The organism is Streptomyces sp. NPDC037421 (genome assembly GCF_055602105.1).
This window is the reverse complement of record NZ_JBVJWV010000004.1, coordinates 24,255-42,539: the sequence shown is the minus strand read 5'-3', so window position 1 is coordinate 42,539 and position 18,285 is coordinate 24,255. Positions and strand designations below refer to the sequence as shown.

Sequence of the window (18,285 nt, the reverse complement as noted above, 5' to 3'; positions counted from 1 at the left end):
GAGAGCAACAGCAGCAACCCAAAAGTACCCACCACACGGAACGAAAAGAAAACACACCCCCCCCCCCCCCCCCCCCCGGGGGCCCCCCCCCCCCCCGGCCCGTGGAACGACTGCCGACAGACGCGGCGGCGGCGCCTAGTTGTCGTCCTCGTCGATCAGGAAGCCCCGCATGGGAGACGGCGCCTGCATCGGCTGCGGCGCGGCCGGCCGCACCGGAGCCATCGGCTGCGTCATCGCCGGGGACATCTGCTGCTGCCCGCCGTAGGACGGACCGCCGGCCATCGGGGAGGGGCCGCCCATCGGCGACGGACCGCCCATCGGGGACGGGCCACCCATGCCCATGGCACCGGCCGGGGCCATCGACGGGGACGGCGACGGCGGCAGGGCCGGGCCGGCCGGGGTGCGCGGCGGCGCGAGGGAGTCGTCGGCCTGGGTCTCCAGCTGGCGCAGCTGCGACTCCAGGTAGGACTTCAGACGCGTACGGTACTCGCGCTCGAAGCCCCGCAGGTCCTCGACCTTGCGCTCCAGCGTGGCGCGGGCGGACTCCAGGGAGCCCATCGCGACGCGGTGCTTCTCCTGGGCGTCCCGCTCCAGCGCGTCGGCCTTGGCGCGGGCGTCCCGCTCCAGGCCCTCGGCTCGGCTGCGCGCCTCGCCGACGATCTTGTTGGCCTCGGAGCGGGCCTCCGCGATCGCCTGGTCGGCGGTCTGCTGCGCCAGCGACAGGACGCGGGCGGCGCTGTCGCCACCGGGGCCCTGCTGCGGGAGCTGCGGCTGCTGCATCTGCTGCATCGGCTGCATCTGCTGGCCCATGGGCTGCATCTGCTGCATCGGCTGGCCCATCGGCTGGCCGAGCTGGTTCTGGCCGCCCATGGACTGCTGCTGCATCTGCTGCGGCATGGGCTGCTGGCCCATCTGCTGCTGCGGCGCCATCGGGTGCTGGCCGCCCATGGACTGCTGCTGCATGGGGCCGCCCATCGGGCCCGGACCCTGCGGTCCGTGTCCACCGGGACCGGCCGGCAGCTGCGGCTGGCCGCCGGGGAGCTGCGGCGGGCCCATCTGCGGCTGCTGCTGCTGCGGCGGGCCGGATATGGCCGCCGGCACGGGGGCGCCCGGGCGCTGGTCCTGGGGCTCCGGCTTGCGCATGTTCTGCTGCTGCTGCTGGTTCTGCGCGGCGGCGCGCGTGGCGGCGGCCAGCTTGGCGCGCAGGTCCTCGTTCTCGCGCAGCAGACGGGTCAGCTCGGACTCGACCTCGTCGAGGAAGGCGTCGACCTCGTCCTCGTCATAGCCTTCTCGCAGGCGGACGGTCGTGAACTGCTTGTTCCGCACGTCCTCGGGAGTCAGCGGCATGTCTTCTTCACCTCTACGTAGTCGTCGGCAGTCGGCAGGACCGTATCGGGACTGTCCCCGCGCCTGCGGGGAAGCTCATCGTTCACACGCTTCTCGCAGCGGTGCTCACGAAACTGATGAGGATGTAAACGATGATCATCAGAACGAAGAAGGACAGGTCGAGTGCCACGCCCCCGAGACGCAACGGCGGGATGAAGCGCCGAAGAAGCTTGAGCGGTGGATCGGTGACAGTGTAGGTGGCCTCCAGAACGACCACCATCGCCTTGCCGGGTGCCCATGAACGTGCGAACTGGAACACGTAGTCCATGACCAGTCGGAAGATCAACACGATGAGGAAGCACATCAGCGCGATGTAGACCACCTGCAGTGCGACGCCCATCCCGTGCTTCCCTCTCCCCTGCTTCCGCTCTGTTCCCGGTCCCGTTTCTGACGGATCGGTCTAGCTTTGGTTGAAGAACCCGCCCTCCGCGATGCGGGCCTTGTCCTCCGCCGTGACATCGACGTTAGCAGGAGACAGCAGGAACACCTTCTGTGTCACGCGTTCAATACTGCCGTGCAGACCGAAGACAAGACCGGCGGCGAAGTCCACGAGACGCTTCGCGTCCGTGTCGTCCATCTCCGTGAGATTCATGATCACCGGGGTGCCCTCACGGAAGTGTTCCCCGATGGTACGGGCCTCGTTGTAGGTCCGGGGGTGCAGCGTCGTGATGCGGTACGGCTCCCGCTCGGAGACGACCTTGGGCATGATCACGGGGGCGTTCTTCTCCAGGTTGGTGCGGTCAGGTGTGATGGATGCCACGGGGGCAATTCGCGCGGGACGTCCGTTTTCTGGCGGAATTGGGAGGGGTTCGCGCGGAGCCGGCGGCTGTACAGCTCGTACCGGTTCGTCCGTTACGGGCGTTTGGTGCACCGGCTGCTGTCTACGATCCCGGTCTCGGGCCCGTTCCGGTTCCGGTTCGGGCTCGAACTCGTCATCGGGGTCGTACCCCGGGTTGTCGTACCGGTCGTCCTCCACGAGGCCGAGGTAGACCGCCATCTTGCGCATCGCGCCGGCCATTCTCCGAGTCCTCCGCTCTGTGGTGGATCGCCCTGTCGCAGGTGTCGAGTGTCCGTCAGCAAAGTAGCTGTGTCACCAAAGTCACCAACTGCCCGCGATCCACGTGGTCTGTCCGCTCATCTGCGGAAATGACCATATTTTCTGCTGTGGTCCGACTTTCTTCGCGACGTTACCCGAGCCGGGGTCTCGCGCCGAGTACCGCAGTGCCGACGCGTACATGTGTCGCACCCGCCAGCACGGCCTGCTCCAGGTCGGCGCTCATCCCGGCCGACACCATCGTGGCAGCCGGATGGGCCCCGCGCAGGCTGGATGACAATTCCATCATCCGCTCGAAGGCGGCCCGTTCGCGTCCCGCGTAGGGACCCGCCAGGGGGGCGACGGTCATGAGGCCGTCGATCCGCAGACCCGGCGCGCCGGCGATGAGGTCCGCCAACTCCGCCATCAGGTCCGGTGCGGCACCGCCGCGGGCCCCGCGCTCGCCCGACTCGGCGTCGAGCGCGATCTGCACGAGGCAGCCGAGCTCGCGCCCCTGCCCCTCCGCGGCCGCCGACAGCGCGGTGACGAGCTTCGGCCGGTCGACCGACTGCACCACGTGCGCGTATCCCGCCACGGAACGGACTTTGTTCGTCTGCAACTGGCCCACGAAGTGCCAGCTCAGCGGCAGATCCGCACAGGCGGCCGCCTTGGGGGCGGCGTCCTGGTCCCGATTTTCCGCAACATGACGGACACCCAGCTCCGCCAGCAGTCGTACGTCGCTCGCCGGGTAGGTCTTGGTGACCACGATGAGGGTCACCTCCTCCCGCTTGCGCCCGGCCGCCGCGCAGGCGGTCGCGATGCGCTCCTCGACCCGGGCGAGGTTCTCCGCGAGCTCGGCCTTACGATCCGTCATTCGTCAGTCCAACCAGACATATCCGGCAAGCCGCCCGGTCACCCGGTCGCGGCGGTACGAGAAGTGGTCCCGCGACTCCAGTGTGCAGACCGGGGAGCGGTGCGCGTGCGCCACCCCCGCCCCGGCCAGCTGCGCGTGCACTCCGGCGACCACGTCGACGGCCGGCGTCCCCCAGCTGGTCTCGGCCCACGCGGCCGGCACCACCTCGGCGACCGCCTCCCGCATCTCGGCGGGCACCTCGTAGCAGCGGCCGCAGACGGCCGGTCCGGTACGGGCGACGATGCGCGCGGGGTCGGCGCCGAGGGCGACCATCGCCTCGACGGCGGCGGGCACCACCCCGGCGACCAGCCCGGGCCGCCCGGCGTGGGCGGCACCGGCGACCCCGGCGACGGGGTCGGCCAGCAGGACCGGCGTGCAGTCGGCGGTGAGCACCGCGAGGGCGAGCCCCCGACGTGCGGTCACGACCGCGTCCACGGAAGGGATGTCGGCGTCGGCGCCCCAGGGGCCGTCGACCACCGCCACGTCCCGGCCGTGCACCTGGTTCATCCAGACCACCAGGTCCGGCTCGATGCCCAGGCGCTCGGCCGTGATCGCCCGGTTCGCGCGAACGGCGGCCGGGTCGTCTCCGACCGCGCCGCCGAGATTGAGCTCCTCGTACGGAACGGCGCTCACCCCGCCCCACCGGTCGGTGAAGGCGAAGTGGGCGCCGTTCTCGCTGTGCTGCCCCAGTGTCACTTCAAGAAGTCCGGTACATCCAGCTCTTCGGCCGGGCTGTCCTGGTAGGGCCGGGCCGTCGGGACCTGCGGTGCGGGGGCCACGGGCTCGACCGGGATCTCCACCGGCGCCGGGGGCTCCTCGCGGGGGGTGACCGTGCCGAGTCCGCCGAAGGCCGGGCGGACCGGCTCGGGCGCGCGGACCGGCGCGGGGGCCGGCTCCTCGCGCTTGGTGGACGCGGCGCCGATGACGTTGTCCCGGCGGGCCGGGGGCTGTCCGCCGTCGAAGCCGGCCGCGATGACGGTGACGCGCACCTCGTCGCCGAGGGCGTCGTCGATGACGGCGCCGAAGATGATGTTCGCCTCGGGGTGCGCGGCCTCGCTCACCAGCTGCGCGGCCTCGTTGATCTCGAAGAGACCGAGGTCCGAGCCGCCGGAGATGGAGAGCAGCACGCCGCGGGCGCCGTCGATGGACGCCTCCAGCAGCGGCGAGGAGATGGCCATCTCGGCGGCGGCCACCGCGCGGTCGTCGCCGCGGGCCGAGCCGATGCCCATCAGGGCCGAGCCGGCCTCGGACATCACGGACTTGACGTCGGCGAAGTCGAGGTTGATCAGACCGGGGGTGGTGATGAGGTCGGTGATGCCCTGGACGCCGGAGAGCAGGACCTGGTCGGCCGACTTGAAGGCGTCGAGCACGCTGACCTGGCGGTCCGAGATGGACAGCAGGCGGTCGTTGGGGATGACGATGAGGGTGTCGACCTCTTCGCGGAGCTCGGCGATGCCGTCCTCCGCCTGGTTCGCGCGGCGCCGGCCCTCGAAGGTGAACGGGCGGGTGACCACACCGATCGTCAGGGCGCCGAGCGAGCGCGCGATGTTGGCGACGACGGGTGCGCCGCCGGTGCCGGTGCCGCCGCCCTCGCCGGCGGTGACGAAGACCATGTCGGCCCCCTTGAGGACCTCCTCGATCTCCTCGCGGTGGTCCTCTGCCGCCTTGCGGCCGACGGCCGGGTTGGCTCCGGCGCCGAGCCCCCGGGTGAGTTCACGGCCGACGTCGAGCTTGACGTCGGCGTCGCTCATCAACAGCGCCTGGGCGTCGGTGTTGATGGCGATGAACTCGACGCCCTTGAGACCGACCTCGATCATTCGGTTGATGGCATTGACACCACCGCCGCCGACACCGATGACCTTGATGACTGCGAGGTAGTTCTGCGGTGCTGCCACGTCGAAGGCCTCTCGCCTCGAGTTACGTGTCGCCGCCTCGCGGGCCTGCGTAGCGACGACTGATGCCGAAATGTGGGACGGTCCGTACGCGCCGACCCGAACCCTCACCCTTAAGTTTAGGGTTAGGGGTGTGTCTGTTCCCTGGACTCTTCCGAACAGGACACTAAGTCGACAAGTAGCGCGTGTTCAACGAACACGCCGAACCTCCCGTTTTTCTTTTCACCCTATGTGATCACCCGTATCGGTGGCCAACCAGGGTGCGTCGGTGTTCGACCTGACGTCAACTCCCGGACACCGCAGGTGCCGTGGGGACGCTCACGTCGAAGTGGTCGGCCTTGGGCGAGGCTTTCAGCAGAGCCGTCAGCGCCCTGCCTTTGGCCTCACCCAGTTCGCCGCTCCCCCAGACGACCGTTCGGCCCCTGGTGAGTTGCAGTACGACCGAATCGTACGACCGGACCGTGACCTGCAGCGTCTCCTTGGAGACGGCCTCGGGGAGGCTTCCGGCGATGCCGACGGCCTCGCGCAGCAGCCGCTCGCCGTCGAAGCGGCGGGCGCTCGGGGAGCCCTCCGCCGCCAGTTCGAGGACCGGAACGTGCGCGGGTGCTTGCCGAACCGTGTCGAATCGCACACCGGAAGCGTCCACTTCGACGAACTGTCCGTCCTTCTTGATGAGCAGGACCGGTTTGCGTTCCGTCACCTTCAGGGCGATCCCGTGCGGCCAGGACCGCACCACGTCGACCGAATCGATGCGGGGCAGCCGGCCCCGCACCCGGCCCGCGATCTCGTCGGTGTCGACGCTCACCAGGGGTGCGCCGACGGGCACGGCCGCGGCTGCGAGGACCTGCTCGGGGGTGAGCACCTCGGTGCCGGAGGCCGTGACCTTCTCGACGCGGAGCCAGGAGGAGCCGTACAGCGCCCAGGTGACGCCGGCGGCGAGGAGCACCGCGGCGGCGAGGGAGGCCAGCACGCGGACCCGGCGCGGCAGTGCGCGACCGGGCCCCCGCGGGCCGGATCTACCCGGCGGTTTCGACGACTTGGGCCGCTTGGGGGCTTTGGGCGCTTTGGATGCGTCCGCACCCTTGGCGCCCTTGCCGCCCCGGCCGGAAGGGCCGCGCTGTGCCGTCGTCGCTCCGGCCACTCCTGTGCCTCCTGGGTCAGCGGTTACCTGCGTGCAGCCGCAATCGCCTCGTAGACCAGACCGACGAGCAGGTCGTCGGCGTCCCGGCGGCCGAACTCGGCGGCGGCGCGGGACATCTCGTACAGGCGGTGCGGATCGGACAGCACCGGGAGGACCTGGCCGAGCACCCACTCGGGCGTCAGCTCCGCGTCGTCCACGAGCAGGCCGCCGCCGGCCTTGACCACCGGCTGGGCGTTGAGCCGCTGTTCGCCGTTGCCGATGGGCAGCGGTACGTAGGCGGCCGGCAGTCCGACGGCGGAGAGTTCGGCGACGGTCATCGCACCCGCACGGCACAGCATCATGTCGGCGGCGGCGTACGCGAGATCCATCCGGTCCACGTACGGTACCGGCACATACGGCGGCATCCCGGGCATGTTGTCGACACGCGGCAGTTCGTTCTTCGGGCCGACCGCGTGCAGGATCTGGATCCCGGAGCGCTGGAGGGTCGGGGCGGCCTGCTGGATCACCTCGTTGAGACGGCGGGCGCCCTGGGAGCCGCCGGAGACCAGCAGCGTCGGCAGGTTGGGGTCCAGGCCGAAGGCGGCGCGCGCCTCGGGGCGGACGGCGGCCCGGTCGAGGGTGGAGATCGAGCGGCGCAGCGGGATGCCCACGTAGCGGGCTCCGCGCAGCTTGCTGTCGGGGGTGGAGACCGCGACGGCGTGGGCGTAGCGGGAGCCGATCTTGTTGGCCAGTCCGGGGCGGGCGTTGGCCTCGTGGACGATGATCGGCACCCCGAGGCGCTTGGCGGCGAGGTAGCCGGGCAGGGCCACGTAGCCGCCGAAGCCGACGACCACGTCGGCCTTGGTGCGCACGAGGATCTCCTCGGCGGCCTTGATGGTGCCACGCAGCCGCCCGGGGACGGTGATCAGCTCCGGGGTGGGCTTGCGGGGCAGCGGCACGGCGGGGATGAGGCCCAGCTCGTAGCCGCGTTCCGGCACCAGGCGGGTCTCAAGGCCCCGTTCCGTGCCCAGGGCGGTGATGCCCACGGTCGGGTCCTGCCTGCGCAGTGCGTCCGCGAGGGCCAGCGCCGGCTCGATGTGGCCGGCGGTCCCCCCACCGGCGAGTACGACATGCACCGAAATTCACCGCTCTCCGGACGGACGCCTCTTGACGCGCCGTCTCATCGACTTCCATATCGGCCCGCTCCGCTTCCAGCCGACTCTCGGCTGCCGCATCGCGAGCGCCGCCCGCGCCGCCGGCTCCTCCCGCGCGAACGCGATGAGCAGTCCGACCGCGAACATGGTCGGCAGCAGGGCCGACCCTCCGTAGGAGAACAGCGGGAGGGGGACCCCGGCGATCGGCAGCAGGCCGAGCACCGCACCGATGTTGATCACGGCCTGGGCCGTGAGCCAGGTGGTCACGCCTCCCGCGGCATACCGTACGAAGGAGTCCTCCGTGCGTCCGGCCACGCGGATACCCGCATAGCCTAGAGCCGCGAACAGGGCGAGCACCGACAGCGTCCCTGCCAGGCCCAGTTCCTCACCGGTGATGGCAAAGATGAAGTCGGTGTGGGCTTCGGGCAGTTGCCCCCATTTTTCCACACTCGCCCCGAGACCGGAACCGAACCATCCGCCGGATGCGAGGGCGTAGATCCCGTGTACGGCTTGCCAGCAGAGGTCGTTCTTGCCCGGTTCTGTCGCCCCGAGGCAGGCGAGCCGGTCCATGCGGTGCGGGCTGGTCTTGATGAGCAGTGCGACGATCACACCCGCGAAGGCGAGCACTCCCACGAACAGCCTCGTCGGCGCCCCGGCCAGCCACAGCAGGCCGAAGAGGACGGCTCCGAGGATCATCGCGGTGCCCATGTCACCGCCGAGCATGATCAGCCCGAGCAGCAGGAAGGCCACCGGGACCAGCGGCACCAGAAGGTGCTTCCACTGGCTCAGCAGCCCCTTGTCGCCCTTGCGGGCCAGCAGGTCGGCGCCCCACAGGATCAGCGCGAGCTTGCCGAACTCGCTGGGCTGGAGCATGAACGGGCCGCCCAGCGAGATCCAGTTCTGGTTGCCGTTGATCGAGACCCCTATCCCGGGGATCTGGACCAGGACCATCAGGAACAGGGTGCCGGCCAGCACCGGATAGGACAGCGCCCGGTGCAGTTTGACCGGCATCCGGGAAGCGGCGAAGAGCAGGACGCCGCCGATCAGGGCGGCCAGGAACTGCTTCTTGAAGAAGTAGGCGTCACCCAGGCCCAGCTGGAGCGCCTTGATCATGGAGGCCGAGTAGACCATCACCAGCCCGAGCACGGTGATGAGCAGGGAGCTGCCGAAAATCAGGTAATACGCGGTGAGCGGGCGGTCCCAGGCCTTGCTCAACTGCCGCTGCGTACGCCGCAGTCCCGACAGCGGCCCGCGCCCGGCGGGCCGCTTGGCCCCGCCCGCCGGGCGTTTGCGGCCCTGCGCCTTGACGGCGGCGGGCCGCCGCCCCGGCAGCATCTGCTTGGCCGGCATCTGTGATCTTCCCCTCCACTCGTACGAGGCGAGCAGCCGGCCGGAGGGAACCTGTCCCGGCGCCTCGGCCTAGGCCGTGTCCGCGGCACTCCCGGAGGCCAGTTCGCGCACCGCGTCGGCGAACGCGTCCCCACGCTTGTTGTAGTTCGCGAACATGTCCATCGACGCACACGCGGGCGCCAGCAGGACCGTGTCCCCGGGCTCCGCGAGCCGGGCCGCTTCCCGGACCGCTGCGAGCATCGCCCCAGTGTCGGTCCGTTCGAGGTCGGTCACCGGGACCTCGGGCGCGTGTCGCGCCAGCGCCTCGGCGATCAGCGCCCGGTCGGCGCCCATCAGCACGGCGCCGCGCAGCCGCTTCGCGGACTTCTGGACGAGCTCGTCGAAGGTCGCGCCCTTGGCGAGGCCCCCGGCGATCCAGACGACCGGCTCGAAGGCCGCGAGGGAGGCCTCCGCGGCGTGGGTGTTGGTGGCCTTGGAGTCGTCGACGTAGCGGACCCCGTCGACCTCGTCCACGTACGCGACGCGGTGCGCGTCGGGGCGGAAGTCGCGCAGCCCGTCGCGGACCGCGCGCGGCTCCACGCCGAAGGCGCGGGCCAGGGCGGCGGCGGCGAGGGCGTTGGCGATGTTGTGCGGGGCGGGCGGGTTGACGTCGTCGACGTGCGCCAGCTCCTGGGCGTTCTTCTGCCGGTTCTGCACGAACGCCCGGTCCACGAGGATCCCGTCGACCACGCCGAGCATGGACGGGCCGGGAGCGCCGAGGGTGAAGCCGATGGCCCGGCAGCCCTCCTCGACGTCGGCCTCCTCGACCAGCCCCTCGGTGGCCGGGTCGGCGACGTTGTAGACGCAGGCGACGGTGTTGCCCTCGTAGATGCGGCCCTTGTCGGCGGCGTACGCCTCCATGGAACCGTGCCAGTCGAGGTGGTCCGGGGCCAGGTTGAGCACGGCCGCGGAGTGGGCGCGTACCGAGGGGGCCCAGTGCAGCTGGTAGCTGGAGAGCTCGACGGCGAGCACGTCGTACCGCTCGTCGCCGGTCACCACGTCGATGATGGGGGTGCCGATGTTGCCGACGGCGGCGGTCTTCAGACCGGCCGCCTTCAGGATCGAGGCCAGCATCTGGGTGGTGGTGGTCTTGCCGTTGGTACCGGTGATGGCGAGCCACGGGGCCGCGTCCTCGCCGCGCAGCTGCCAGGCGATCTCGACGTCGCCCACGACGTCCACACCGGCCTCGGCCGCCGCCAGGAAGAGCGGGCTGTCGGGCTTCCAGCCCGGCGAGGTCACGACCAGCTCGGTGCCCTCGGGCAGGGTCTCGGCGTCGCCGAGGCGTACGGAGACGCCCTTGGCCTCCGCCTCCAGCTCCGCCGCCCGGGCCCGGTGGCCCTCGCTGTCGCCGCCGTCGACGACCGTCACGACCGCGCCGAGGCCGGCCAGGGCGCGGGCGGCGCTGATGCCGCTCACGCCGAGACCGGCGACGGTGATGTTCCTGTCCTGCCAGGAGGTCACTTGTCTGCTGCCCATCCCGCGTAGAAGAGACCGAGACCGACGATCACGCACATGCCCTGGATGATCCAGAAGCGGACCACGACGAGGACTTCCGACCAGCCCTTGAGTTCGAAGTGGTGCTGGAGCGGGGCCATGCGGAAGACGCGCTTTCCGGTCAGCTTGAAGGAGCCGACCTGGATGACGACCGACATCGTGATGAGCACGAAGAGGCCGCCGAGGAGGGCCATCAGGAACTCCGTGCGGGAGCAGATGGCCAGGCCCGCGAGGGCGCCGCCGAGCGCGAGCGAACCGGTGTCACCCATGAAGATCTTGGCGGGCGAGGTGTTCCACCACAGGAAGCCGAAGCAGGCGCCCATCAGGGCGGAGGCGACGACCGCGAGGTCCAGCGGGTCGCGCACCTCGAAGCAGGCGTTCGGGTTGGTGAGGTCGACCGCGTTGGCGCAGGACTCCTGGAACTGCCAGACGCCGATGAAGGTGTAGGCGCCGAAGACCATCACGGCGGCACCCGTCGCGAGGCCGTCCAGGCCGTCGGTCAGGTTCACGCCGTTGGACATGGCCAGGATCATGAACAGGGCCCAGACCACGAACAGCACGGGGCCGATGGACCAGCCGAAGTCCGTGACGAAGGAGAGCTTCTCCGAGGCCGGGGTCAGTCCGCGGGAGTCCTTGAACTGGAGCGCGAGCACCGCGAAGGCGATGCCGACGATCAGCTGGCCGGCCATCTTGGCCTTGGCCCGCAGACCGAGCGAACGCCGCTTGACGATCTTGATGTAGTCGTCGAGGTAGCCGACCAGGCCCATGCCCGCCATCAGGAACAGCACCAGCAGGCCCGAGAAGCTCGGCTCCTCACCGGTGATGACCTTGGTCAGGGCGTACGCGATGAGCGTGGCCAGGATGAAGGAGATACCGCCCATGGTGGGCGTGCCCTTCTTCCCGGCGTGGCCGCGCGGGCCGTCGTCGCGGATGAACTGGCCGTAGCCCTTGCGGGCCAGCAGCTTGATCAGCAGCGGCGTGCCGATCACGGTGAGGAACATGCCGATGACACCGGCGAACAGGATCTGCCTCATCGGTCGGCGACCCCGCCCTCGCGCTCCAGCAACGCCAGCGCGACCCGCTCCAGGCCGACCGACCTGGAAGCCTTCACCAGCACGACGTCCCCCGGGCGCAGTTCACTGCGCAACAGGTCGACCGCCGCCTGCGCGTCGGACACGAGCACCGACTCCTCACCCCACGAACCCTCGTTATATGCGCCCAGTTGCAGCCAGGACGCTTCCCTGCCCCCGACTGCCACGAGCCTGCTCACGTTGAGCCGGACGGCAAGCCGCCCCACCGCGTCGTGCTCGGCCAGCGATGCGTCGCCGAGCTCGGCCATGGGGCCGAGCACCGCCCACGTACGTCCCCCGTCCGCCTTGCCGGCCTCACCCATCGCGACAAGTGCGCGCAGGGCGGCCCGCATGGACTCCGGGTTCGCGTTGTAGGCGTCGTTGACGATCGTCACGCCGTCCTCGCGTTCGGTGACCTCCATCCGCCACCGGGACAGCGTGCCCGCTCCGGAGAGCGCTGTGGCGATCTCCTCGACCGGCATGCCCAGGACATGGGCGACGGCGGCCGCGGCGAGCGCGTTCGACACGTGGTGCTCACCGTACAGCCGCAAGGTCACATCGCTGCACCCGGTCGGTGTGTGGAGTGTGAAGGCGGGCTGTCCCGCGGGCGTCATCCGGACCTCGGTGGCGCGTACGTCGGCGTCCTCGGCCTCGCCGAAGAGGACCGTACGGGCCTTCGTGCGGGCGGACATGGCGCGCACGAGCAGGTCGTCGGCGTTGAGTACGGCGACGCCGCCCTCGGCCTCGGACGGCAGGGCCTCGACCAGCTCCCCCTTGGCCTGGGCGATGGCCTCGCGGCCGCCGAACTCGCCGATGTGGGCGGTGCCGACGTTCAGGACGAGGCCGATGCGCGGCGGGGTCAGGCCGGTCAGGTAGGCGATGTGGCCGATGCCGCGGGCGCCCATCTCCAGGACCAGGTGGCGGGTCTCCGCGGTGGCCTTCAGGGCGGTGAGCGGCAGGCCGATCTCGTTGTTGAGGGAGCCGGGCGTCCACACCGTGGGCGCGTGGTGCTGGAGCACCTGGGCGATGAGGTCCTTGGTGGAGGTCTTGCCGGCGGAGCCGGTCAGGGCCACCACGTCGGTGCCGAGACGTTCGACGACGGTGCGGGCGAGGGCGCCGAGCGCCTTCTCCACGTCGGGCACCACGATCGCCGGTACGCCGACGGGCCGGGCGGCGAGGACGGCGGCGGCGCCGGCGGCGACGGCGCGCTCGGCGTAGTCGTGGCCGTCGACGTGCTCGCCCTCGAAGGCGGCGAAGAGGCTGCCGGGCTCCACCTGGCGGGAGTCGATGACGACGGGTCCGCCGATCCGCACCGACGGATCCGGTATGTCGTGGGGCCGCCCGCCGGTGATGTCGGCGATCTCGGCGAGGGAAAGGGCGATCACTGGTCCACCTCGGCCTGTCGGGCGCTGAGCTGCTGGTTCTCGATGGCCGCGCGGAGCACGGCGCGGTCGTCGAAGGGGCGTACGACGCCCGCGGTGTCCTGACCCTGCTCGTGGCCCTTGCCGGCGACGAGGACGGTGTCGCCGGCCTCGGCGCGCGCGACGGCGGCGGCGATGGCCGCGGCCCGGTCGGCGTCGACGAGGACCGTGCCGCGCTCCTCGGCGGGCACGGAGACGGCGCCCTCGAACATCGCGGCGAGGATCTTCAGGGGGTCCTCGGAGCGCGGGTTGTCGGAGGTCAGGACGGCGGTGTCGGCGTACCGGGCCGCCGCGGCGCCCATCGGGGCGCGCTTGGTGGTGTCGCGGTCGCCGCCGCAGCCGAGGACGATGTGCAGCTTGCCGGTGGTGACCTCGCGCAGGGCGCGGAGCACCGACTCGACGGCGTCCGTCTTGTGGGCGTAGTCGACGACGGCCAGGTACGGCTGTCCCGCGTCGACCCGCTCCAGGCGGCCCGGGACCCCGGGGACCGCGGCGACGCCGTCGGCGGCGGTCTGCGGGTCGAGGCCGGCGGCGGCGAGCGTGACGATCGCGGCGACGGTGTTGGCGACGTTGAACGGTCCGGGCAGCGGGGCCTTGGCCCGTACGCGCTGTCCCTCGGGCCCGACCAGGGTCAGGGTGGAGTCCATGTGGCCGCTGACCACGTCCTCGGCGCGCCAGTCGGCGGCCGGGTCGCCGGTGGCGGAGAAGGTGACGACCGGGATCGGCGCCTCCTTGGCGAGGCGGCGGCCGTACTCGTCGTCGATGTTGACCACGCCGACGCGGGCCCGGCGCTCGGTGAAGAGCTGGGCCTTGGCCTGGAAGTAGTCCTCCATGCCGGTGTGGAACTCCATGTGTTCCGGGCTCAGGTTGTTGAAGACGGCGACGTCGAAGACGCAGCCGTCGACCCGGCCCAGGACCAGGGCGTGGCTGGAGACCTCCATGGCCACGGCCTCGACGCCGCGTTCGCGCATGACGGCGAACAGGGCCTGGAGGTCGGTGGCCTCGGGGGTGGTCCGCTCGGACTTGATGCGCTCGTCGCCGATGCGCATCTCGACGGTGCCGACGAGTCCGGTGGTACGTCCGGCCGCGCGCAGCCCGCCTTCGACGAGGTACGCGGTGGTGGTCTTGCCGGAGGTGCCGGTGATGCCGAGCTGGAGCAGGGCTTCGCCGGGCCGGCCGTAGATCTCGGCGGCGAGCTCGCCCATCCGGCCGCGCGGGTCGGCGACGGCCAGGACCGGCAGGCCGGTCGCGGCGGCGCGCTCGGCGCCCTCCGGATCGGTCAGCACGGCGGCGGCGCCGAGGGCGGCCGCCTGGGCGGCGAAGTCCGCACCGTGCAGCCGGGCGCCGGGCAGGGCCGCGTACAGGTCTCCGGGGCGTACCGCACGGGAGTCGTGCGTGATGCCGGTGATCTGAGCGGCGCCGGACTCGGGCAGACCCAGCAGGGTGGCCAGCTCGCCCAGGGGGGTCGGGCGGGCGGACACGGGCCGGGGCGCTCCCGGCGGCGCTGCCGGGGCGGCTTTCTGGGCGGTTCTGGGCTGATCAGCGTGGGGCACGGCGGTGAGCGTACCGGGCGCGGCGGGCCGCTCGCGAAGCGAGGGCCCCACTTCGGCGCCGGCGGCCGTCTGGTTCCCCGGTTCCGGGGTGATCGTTGTCACTGGTCGTGCCTCGCGCTCTGGTGGCTGGACGGTCGGTTCACGGCCCGGGCTGCGGACCGGTGGGGGCGCTGCTCGGGGCGGCGGGCGGCGGGCCCGCGTCGTAGGTCACGGGCAGGCCGGCGGGGGCCGTTCCGGTGGGTGCGACCTGGAGGGTCTTGAGGGCGAACTCCATGACCGTCTTGTAGATCGGGCCGCAGATCTGGCCGCCGAAGTAGCTGCCCTTGGTGGGGTTCTGGATGGCGCAGTAGACGGTGATGCGGGGGTTGTCGGCGGGGGCGAAGCCGGCGAAGGAGGCGGTGTAGCCCTTGTAGCGGCCGGTGGCCGGATCCACCCGGTTGGAGGTGCCGGTCTTCCCGCCGACCCGGTAGCCGGGGATCTTCGCCTTGGTGCCGGTGCCCTCCTGGTCGTCGACCACGGATTCGAGCATCTCGGAGAGGGTCTTGGCCGTTTCGGCGCTGATCACCCTGGCCTGCTCGGGGGCCGGGGCCGGGGTGAAGCGGCCGTCGGGGCCCTTGGTGCCGCGCACCAGGGTCGGGGTGATGCGGACGCCGCCGTTGGCGATGGTGGAGTACACGGAGGCGGCCTGCATGGCGTTGAGGGACAGGCCCTGGCCGAAGGGGATCGTGTACTGCTGGGAGGTGGACCAGGCCTCGGGCCTGGCGAGGATCCCGCGGGATTCGCCGGGGTAGTTCAGGCCGGTGGGGCGTCCGATGCCGAACTTGTCCAGGTAGGAGTAGAGGACCTTGTTGGCCTCGGACTGGGTGGCGCCGAGCTGGCCGGTGGCCAGGATGGTGCCGATGTTGGAGGACTTGGCGAGGACCCCGTTGAGGGTCAGGTACCAGGTCGGGTGGTCGATGTCGTCCTTGAAGAGCCGGTCGCCGCGGTGGAGCCGGTTGGGGACCTCGACGTGGGTGTCGGGGCGGGCCTTCTTCTCCTCCAGGACGGCGGCCATCGACATGACCTTGGCGGTGGAGCCGGGCTCGTACACGTCCTGGAGCGCGGCGTTGCCCATCGCGGCGGAGCGGGCCCGGGTCAGGTCGTTGGGGTCGAAGCCGGGGGCGTTGGCCATGGCCAGCACCTCGCCGGTGCGGGTGTCCTGGACGATGACGTAGCCGCGGTCGGCGCCGGACTTCTCGACCTGTTCGGCGATGGCGCTCTGCGCGGCCCACTGGATGTCGCGGTCGATGGTCAGCTCGATGTCGTCGCCGGGCACGGCGGGCTTCTCGCTGGATCCCGCGGTGGGGACGCGGCGGCCGCCGGACTGGGCGTAGGTCAGTTCGCCGTCCTTGCCGGCGAGCTTCTTGTCGAGGGCGGATTCCAGGCCGCCGCCGCCCTTGCCGTCGGCGTTGACGTAACCCAGTATCCCGGCGGCGAGGTCGCCGCCCGGGTACACGCGCTTGCTGCTGACCTCGTTGAAGATGCCGGCGATGACGTTGGCGCCGGGGCCGTTCTTCTTCTTGTCGGCGGCCGCCTTGTCGGCGAAGAGCTTCTTGAGGTCCTTGATCTGGTTCCAGACCTGGGGGGTCTGGCGGCGGGCCAGGATCACGTAGCGGCTGTTCTTGGTCTGGAGGCGCTTGGCGAGCTCTGCGGCGTCGGCTCCGAGGATGGGCGCGAGGAGGGCCGCGGCCTGCTGGGGGGCGTCGGGGGCCTTGCTCTCCTGCGGGGTGAACATCTTCGGGTCGGCGGTGATGTCGTACGCGTCGACGCTGGTGGCCAGGGCCACGCCCTTGCGGTCGGTGATCTCCCCGCGCTCGGCGGCCAGGGTGTGGCTGGCGAAGCGGTTCTCGCTGGCCTTGGCGGAGTACGCGGAGGCGTCGACGGCCTGCACCTGGAGGAGCCGGACGACGAAGGCGAGCATGACGAGGGTGAGCCCGACGCCGACCAGGCGCAGCCGGGGTTTCGGGTTCCCGAGCCGGATGGTGTGCGGCTGCCCTTGCCCCGGCCGGGCGGTGACCCGGGCCCGCGGCACCGCCGCCTTGGGGCTCACCGCCGCACTCCGCGCCGCGGCGCGGGAGCCGGGGGCGTCACACCCCTGGGGCTCCGCGCCAGACCCCGCGCCGGGTCGCAGCCGAACCCAGCCCCGCCGGCGATTGAGGCGCGGGTCCGGGTGGCGCCCGGGGAACGGTGGAAGGGCGGGGCGGGGTGCTGCCCCGCGGGGGTCCGGGTTGCGGCGGGGGGCGGGGCGGGGTGGAGTCCCGCTGGGGGTCCCCCCGGCGGTAGCTGGGGGAGGGTCCGCGTCACGACGTCACCTGCCTGGCGTAGGGGTGGGTTGCGGGGTTCCGCCGGGGGCCTGGGCCGGGGCCGACGGGGCGGCCGACCCGGGGGCGGGGCCCTGCGGAACCGGCGGAGCGACCGGCGGGGCCGGGGCCTCGGCCGGCGCCGGGGTGCCCGCGGTCCTGCCGTCGGGGCCGAGGAAGACGGGGCTCCCTCCGGGCACCAGGCCCAGCTCGCGCGCCCGCCGCTGGAGGGCGTCCGGCGCCGAGTAGGCGTCCACGTCCCGCTGGAGCGCCTGCTGCTCGTCCGTCAGCCCGGTGGTCTCCTTCTTCAGCCGGCTCAGCTGGAAGGAACCCTCGTTCAGCGCCGAGTTCAGCAGCAACAGGCTGATCAGACCGCCCGCGAGCAGCGCCACCACCAGCAGGACGAACGGCATCCGCGCCGCCCCGCCGCCCTGCGGCCGCGGCCGGGCGGCGCCCGCGCGGGCCTTGGTCACAGCCGCGCCTCGCGGATGCGCTCGACGCCCCGGAACCGGGCCGGGGCGGCCCGCCGGTTCTCGGCGATCTCCTCCTCGGTCGGCAGCTCCGCGCCGCGCGTCAGCAGCTTCAGCTTCGGCTGGTACTTCTCCGGGACGACCGGCAGCCCCGGCGGGGCCGTGGAGGTGGCGCCGGCGGCGAAGACCTGCTTCACGAGGCGGTCCTCCAGGGAGTGGTACGAGAGCACCGCGATCCGGCCGCCGACCGCGATCCGGTCGACCGCCGCCGGGATGGCCCGCTCCAGCCCGGAGAGCTCGCCGTTGACCTCGATGCGCAGGGCCTGGAAGGTCCGCTTGGCGGGGTTGCCGCCGGTGCGCTTGGCCGCCTGCGGCAGGGCGTCGCGGATCAGCTCCACGAGGCGGGCGCTGTTGGAGAAGGGCTCCTTCTCCCGCTCCCGCACGATCGCGGACACGATCCGCTTGGCCTGCTTCTCCTCGCCGTACTGGCGCAGGATCCGCACCAGCTCGCCGGGGGCGTAGGTGTTGAGGACCTCGGCGGCACTGATGCCGGTCGTCTGGTCCATGCGCATGTCCAGCGGCGCGTCCTGGGCGTACGCGAACCCGCGGTCGGCCTCGTCGAGCTGCATGGAGGAGACGCCGAGGTCGAAGAGGATGCCCTGGACGGCCGGGAGTCCCAGGCCGTCGAGCACCTCGGCGAGGTCGGCGTAGATCGCGTGGACGAGCGTGGCCCGGTCGCCGAAGGGCGCGAGCCGCTCCCCGGAGAGCCGCAGGGCCTCCTTGTCGCGGTCGAGGCCGATCAGTCGCGCCTCGGGGAACCGGGTCAGCAGGGCCTCGCTGTGGCCGCCGAGGCCGAGGGTGCAGTCGACGACGACGGCCCCCGGCCTCTCCAGCGCCGGGGCCAACAGGTCCAGGCACCGCTGGAGCATCACCGGGACATGTCGGGACTCGCTAGTCAAAGCGCCCTCTCAGATAACGGCGCGGCAGGCATACGCCGCGCCGCGCACGCGGAGTGTTACCAGGGGGCCGGGCGGCCGGTGAGGGCCGGGCT

General features: G+C 71.7%; 16 protein-coding genes. All 16 read right to left on the bottom strand.

Annotated elements, in window-relative coordinates; translation table 11 throughout:
• Nucleotides 1-135: 135 nt before the first annotated feature.
• The 16 genes from ACZ7IF_RS07750 to rsmH all read right to left on the bottom strand — a co-directional run bounded on the left by ACZ7IF_RS07750 (nucleotide 136) and on the right by rsmH (nucleotide 18,163).
• A complete protein-coding gene (locus ACZ7IF_RS07750) occupies nucleotides 136-1,347 on the bottom strand; it encodes a DivIVA domain-containing protein (RefSeq protein ID WP_470964733.1) in 1,212 nt (403 codons plus the stop codon).
• 82 nt (nucleotides 1,348-1,429) lie between these two features.
• A complete protein-coding gene (locus tag ACZ7IF_RS07745; protein ID WP_007263603.1) occupies nucleotides 1,430-1,726 on the bottom strand; it encodes a YggT family protein in 297 nt (98 codons plus the stop codon).
• A 60-nt stretch (nucleotides 1,727-1,786) separates the two neighbouring features.
• Nucleotides 1,787-2,404: a cell division protein SepF gene (locus tag ACZ7IF_RS07740; protein ID WP_470964730.1), complete on the bottom strand. Its 618-nt coding sequence runs from the start codon at nucleotides 2,402-2,404 to the stop codon at nucleotides 1,787-1,789.
• A 169-nt stretch (nucleotides 2,405-2,573) separates the two neighbouring features.
• Nucleotides 2,574-3,293, bottom strand: coding sequence for a YggS family pyridoxal phosphate-dependent enzyme (locus ACZ7IF_RS07735; RefSeq protein ID WP_470964727.1), 720 nt, complete (start codon nucleotides 3,291-3,293; stop codon nucleotides 2,574-2,576).
• A gap of 3 nt (nucleotides 3,294-3,296) precedes the next feature.
• On the bottom strand, nucleotides 3,297-4,028 hold the full coding sequence (pgeF, locus tag ACZ7IF_RS07730) for a peptidoglycan editing factor PgeF (protein WP_470964724.1): 732 nt from the start codon (nucleotides 4,026-4,028) through the stop codon (nucleotides 3,297-3,299).
• Complete coding sequence (gene ftsZ / locus ACZ7IF_RS07725; RefSeq protein WP_388935446.1) at nucleotides 4,025-5,227, bottom strand: cell division protein FtsZ; 1,203 nt, start codon at nucleotides 5,225-5,227, stop codon at nucleotides 4,025-4,027. Before ftsZ ends, pgeF begins: the two co-directional genes overlap by 4 nt.
• 280 nt (nucleotides 5,228-5,507) lie before the next feature.
• Nucleotides 5,508-6,365, bottom strand: a complete 858-nt coding sequence (locus ACZ7IF_RS07720; RefSeq protein WP_470964721.1) for a cell division protein FtsQ/DivIB — start codon at nucleotides 6,363-6,365, stop codon at nucleotides 5,508-5,510.
• A gap of 23 nt (nucleotides 6,366-6,388) precedes the next feature.
• Complete coding sequence (gene murG / locus ACZ7IF_RS07715) at nucleotides 6,389-7,480, bottom strand: undecaprenyldiphospho-muramoylpentapeptide beta-N-acetylglucosaminyltransferase (RefSeq protein WP_470964718.1); 1,092 nt, start codon at nucleotides 7,478-7,480, stop codon at nucleotides 6,389-6,391.
• A 6-nt stretch (nucleotides 7,481-7,486) separates the two neighbouring features.
• Nucleotides 7,487-8,848 (bottom strand): putative lipid II flippase FtsW, encoded by a 1,362-nt coding sequence (ftsW, locus tag ACZ7IF_RS07710; RefSeq protein ID WP_470964715.1) that lies wholly within the window; start codon nucleotides 8,846-8,848, stop codon nucleotides 7,487-7,489.
• Nucleotides 8,849-8,917: 69 nt separating this feature from the next.
• The gene (murD, locus tag ACZ7IF_RS07705) at nucleotides 8,918-10,363 is read right to left on the bottom strand and encodes a UDP-N-acetylmuramoyl-L-alanine--D-glutamate ligase (RefSeq protein ID WP_470964712.1); all 1,446 of its coding nucleotides are present in this window, start codon (nucleotides 10,361-10,363) and stop codon (nucleotides 8,918-8,920) included.
• Complete coding sequence (gene mraY, locus ACZ7IF_RS07700) at nucleotides 10,345-11,415, bottom strand: phospho-N-acetylmuramoyl-pentapeptide-transferase (protein ID WP_007263612.1); 1,071 nt, start codon at nucleotides 11,413-11,415, stop codon at nucleotides 10,345-10,347. The genes murD and mraY overlap by 19 nt, the downstream gene beginning before the upstream one ends.
• Entirely contained in the window at nucleotides 11,412-12,836 is a 1,425-nt protein-coding gene (locus tag ACZ7IF_RS07695) for a UDP-N-acetylmuramoyl-tripeptide--D-alanyl-D-alanine ligase (protein WP_470964708.1), read from the bottom strand. The genes mraY and ACZ7IF_RS07695 overlap by 4 nt, the downstream gene beginning before the upstream one ends.
• Entirely contained in the window at nucleotides 12,833-14,527 is a 1,695-nt protein-coding gene (locus tag ACZ7IF_RS07690; protein WP_470964705.1) for a UDP-N-acetylmuramoyl-L-alanyl-D-glutamate--2,6-diaminopimelate ligase, read from the bottom strand. The genes ACZ7IF_RS07695 and ACZ7IF_RS07690 overlap by 4 nt, the downstream gene beginning before the upstream one ends.
• Nucleotides 14,528-14,564: 37 nt before the next feature.
• Nucleotides 14,565-16,595, bottom strand: a complete 2,031-nt coding sequence (locus ACZ7IF_RS07685; RefSeq protein ID WP_470965516.1) for a peptidoglycan D,D-transpeptidase FtsI family protein — start codon at nucleotides 16,593-16,595, stop codon at nucleotides 14,565-14,567.
• A 177-nt stretch (nucleotides 16,596-16,772) separates the two neighbouring features.
• Entirely contained in the window at nucleotides 16,773-17,237 is a 465-nt protein-coding gene (gene ftsL, locus ACZ7IF_RS07680; RefSeq protein WP_470964702.1) for a cell division protein FtsL, read from the bottom strand.
• Nucleotides 17,234-18,163: a 16S rRNA (cytosine(1402)-N(4))-methyltransferase RsmH gene (gene rsmH, locus ACZ7IF_RS07675; protein WP_470965513.1), complete on the bottom strand. Its 930-nt coding sequence runs from the start codon at nucleotides 18,161-18,163 to the stop codon at nucleotides 17,234-17,236. The genes ftsL and rsmH overlap by 4 nt, the downstream gene beginning before the upstream one ends.
• Nucleotides 18,164-18,285 lie beyond the last annotated feature (122 nt).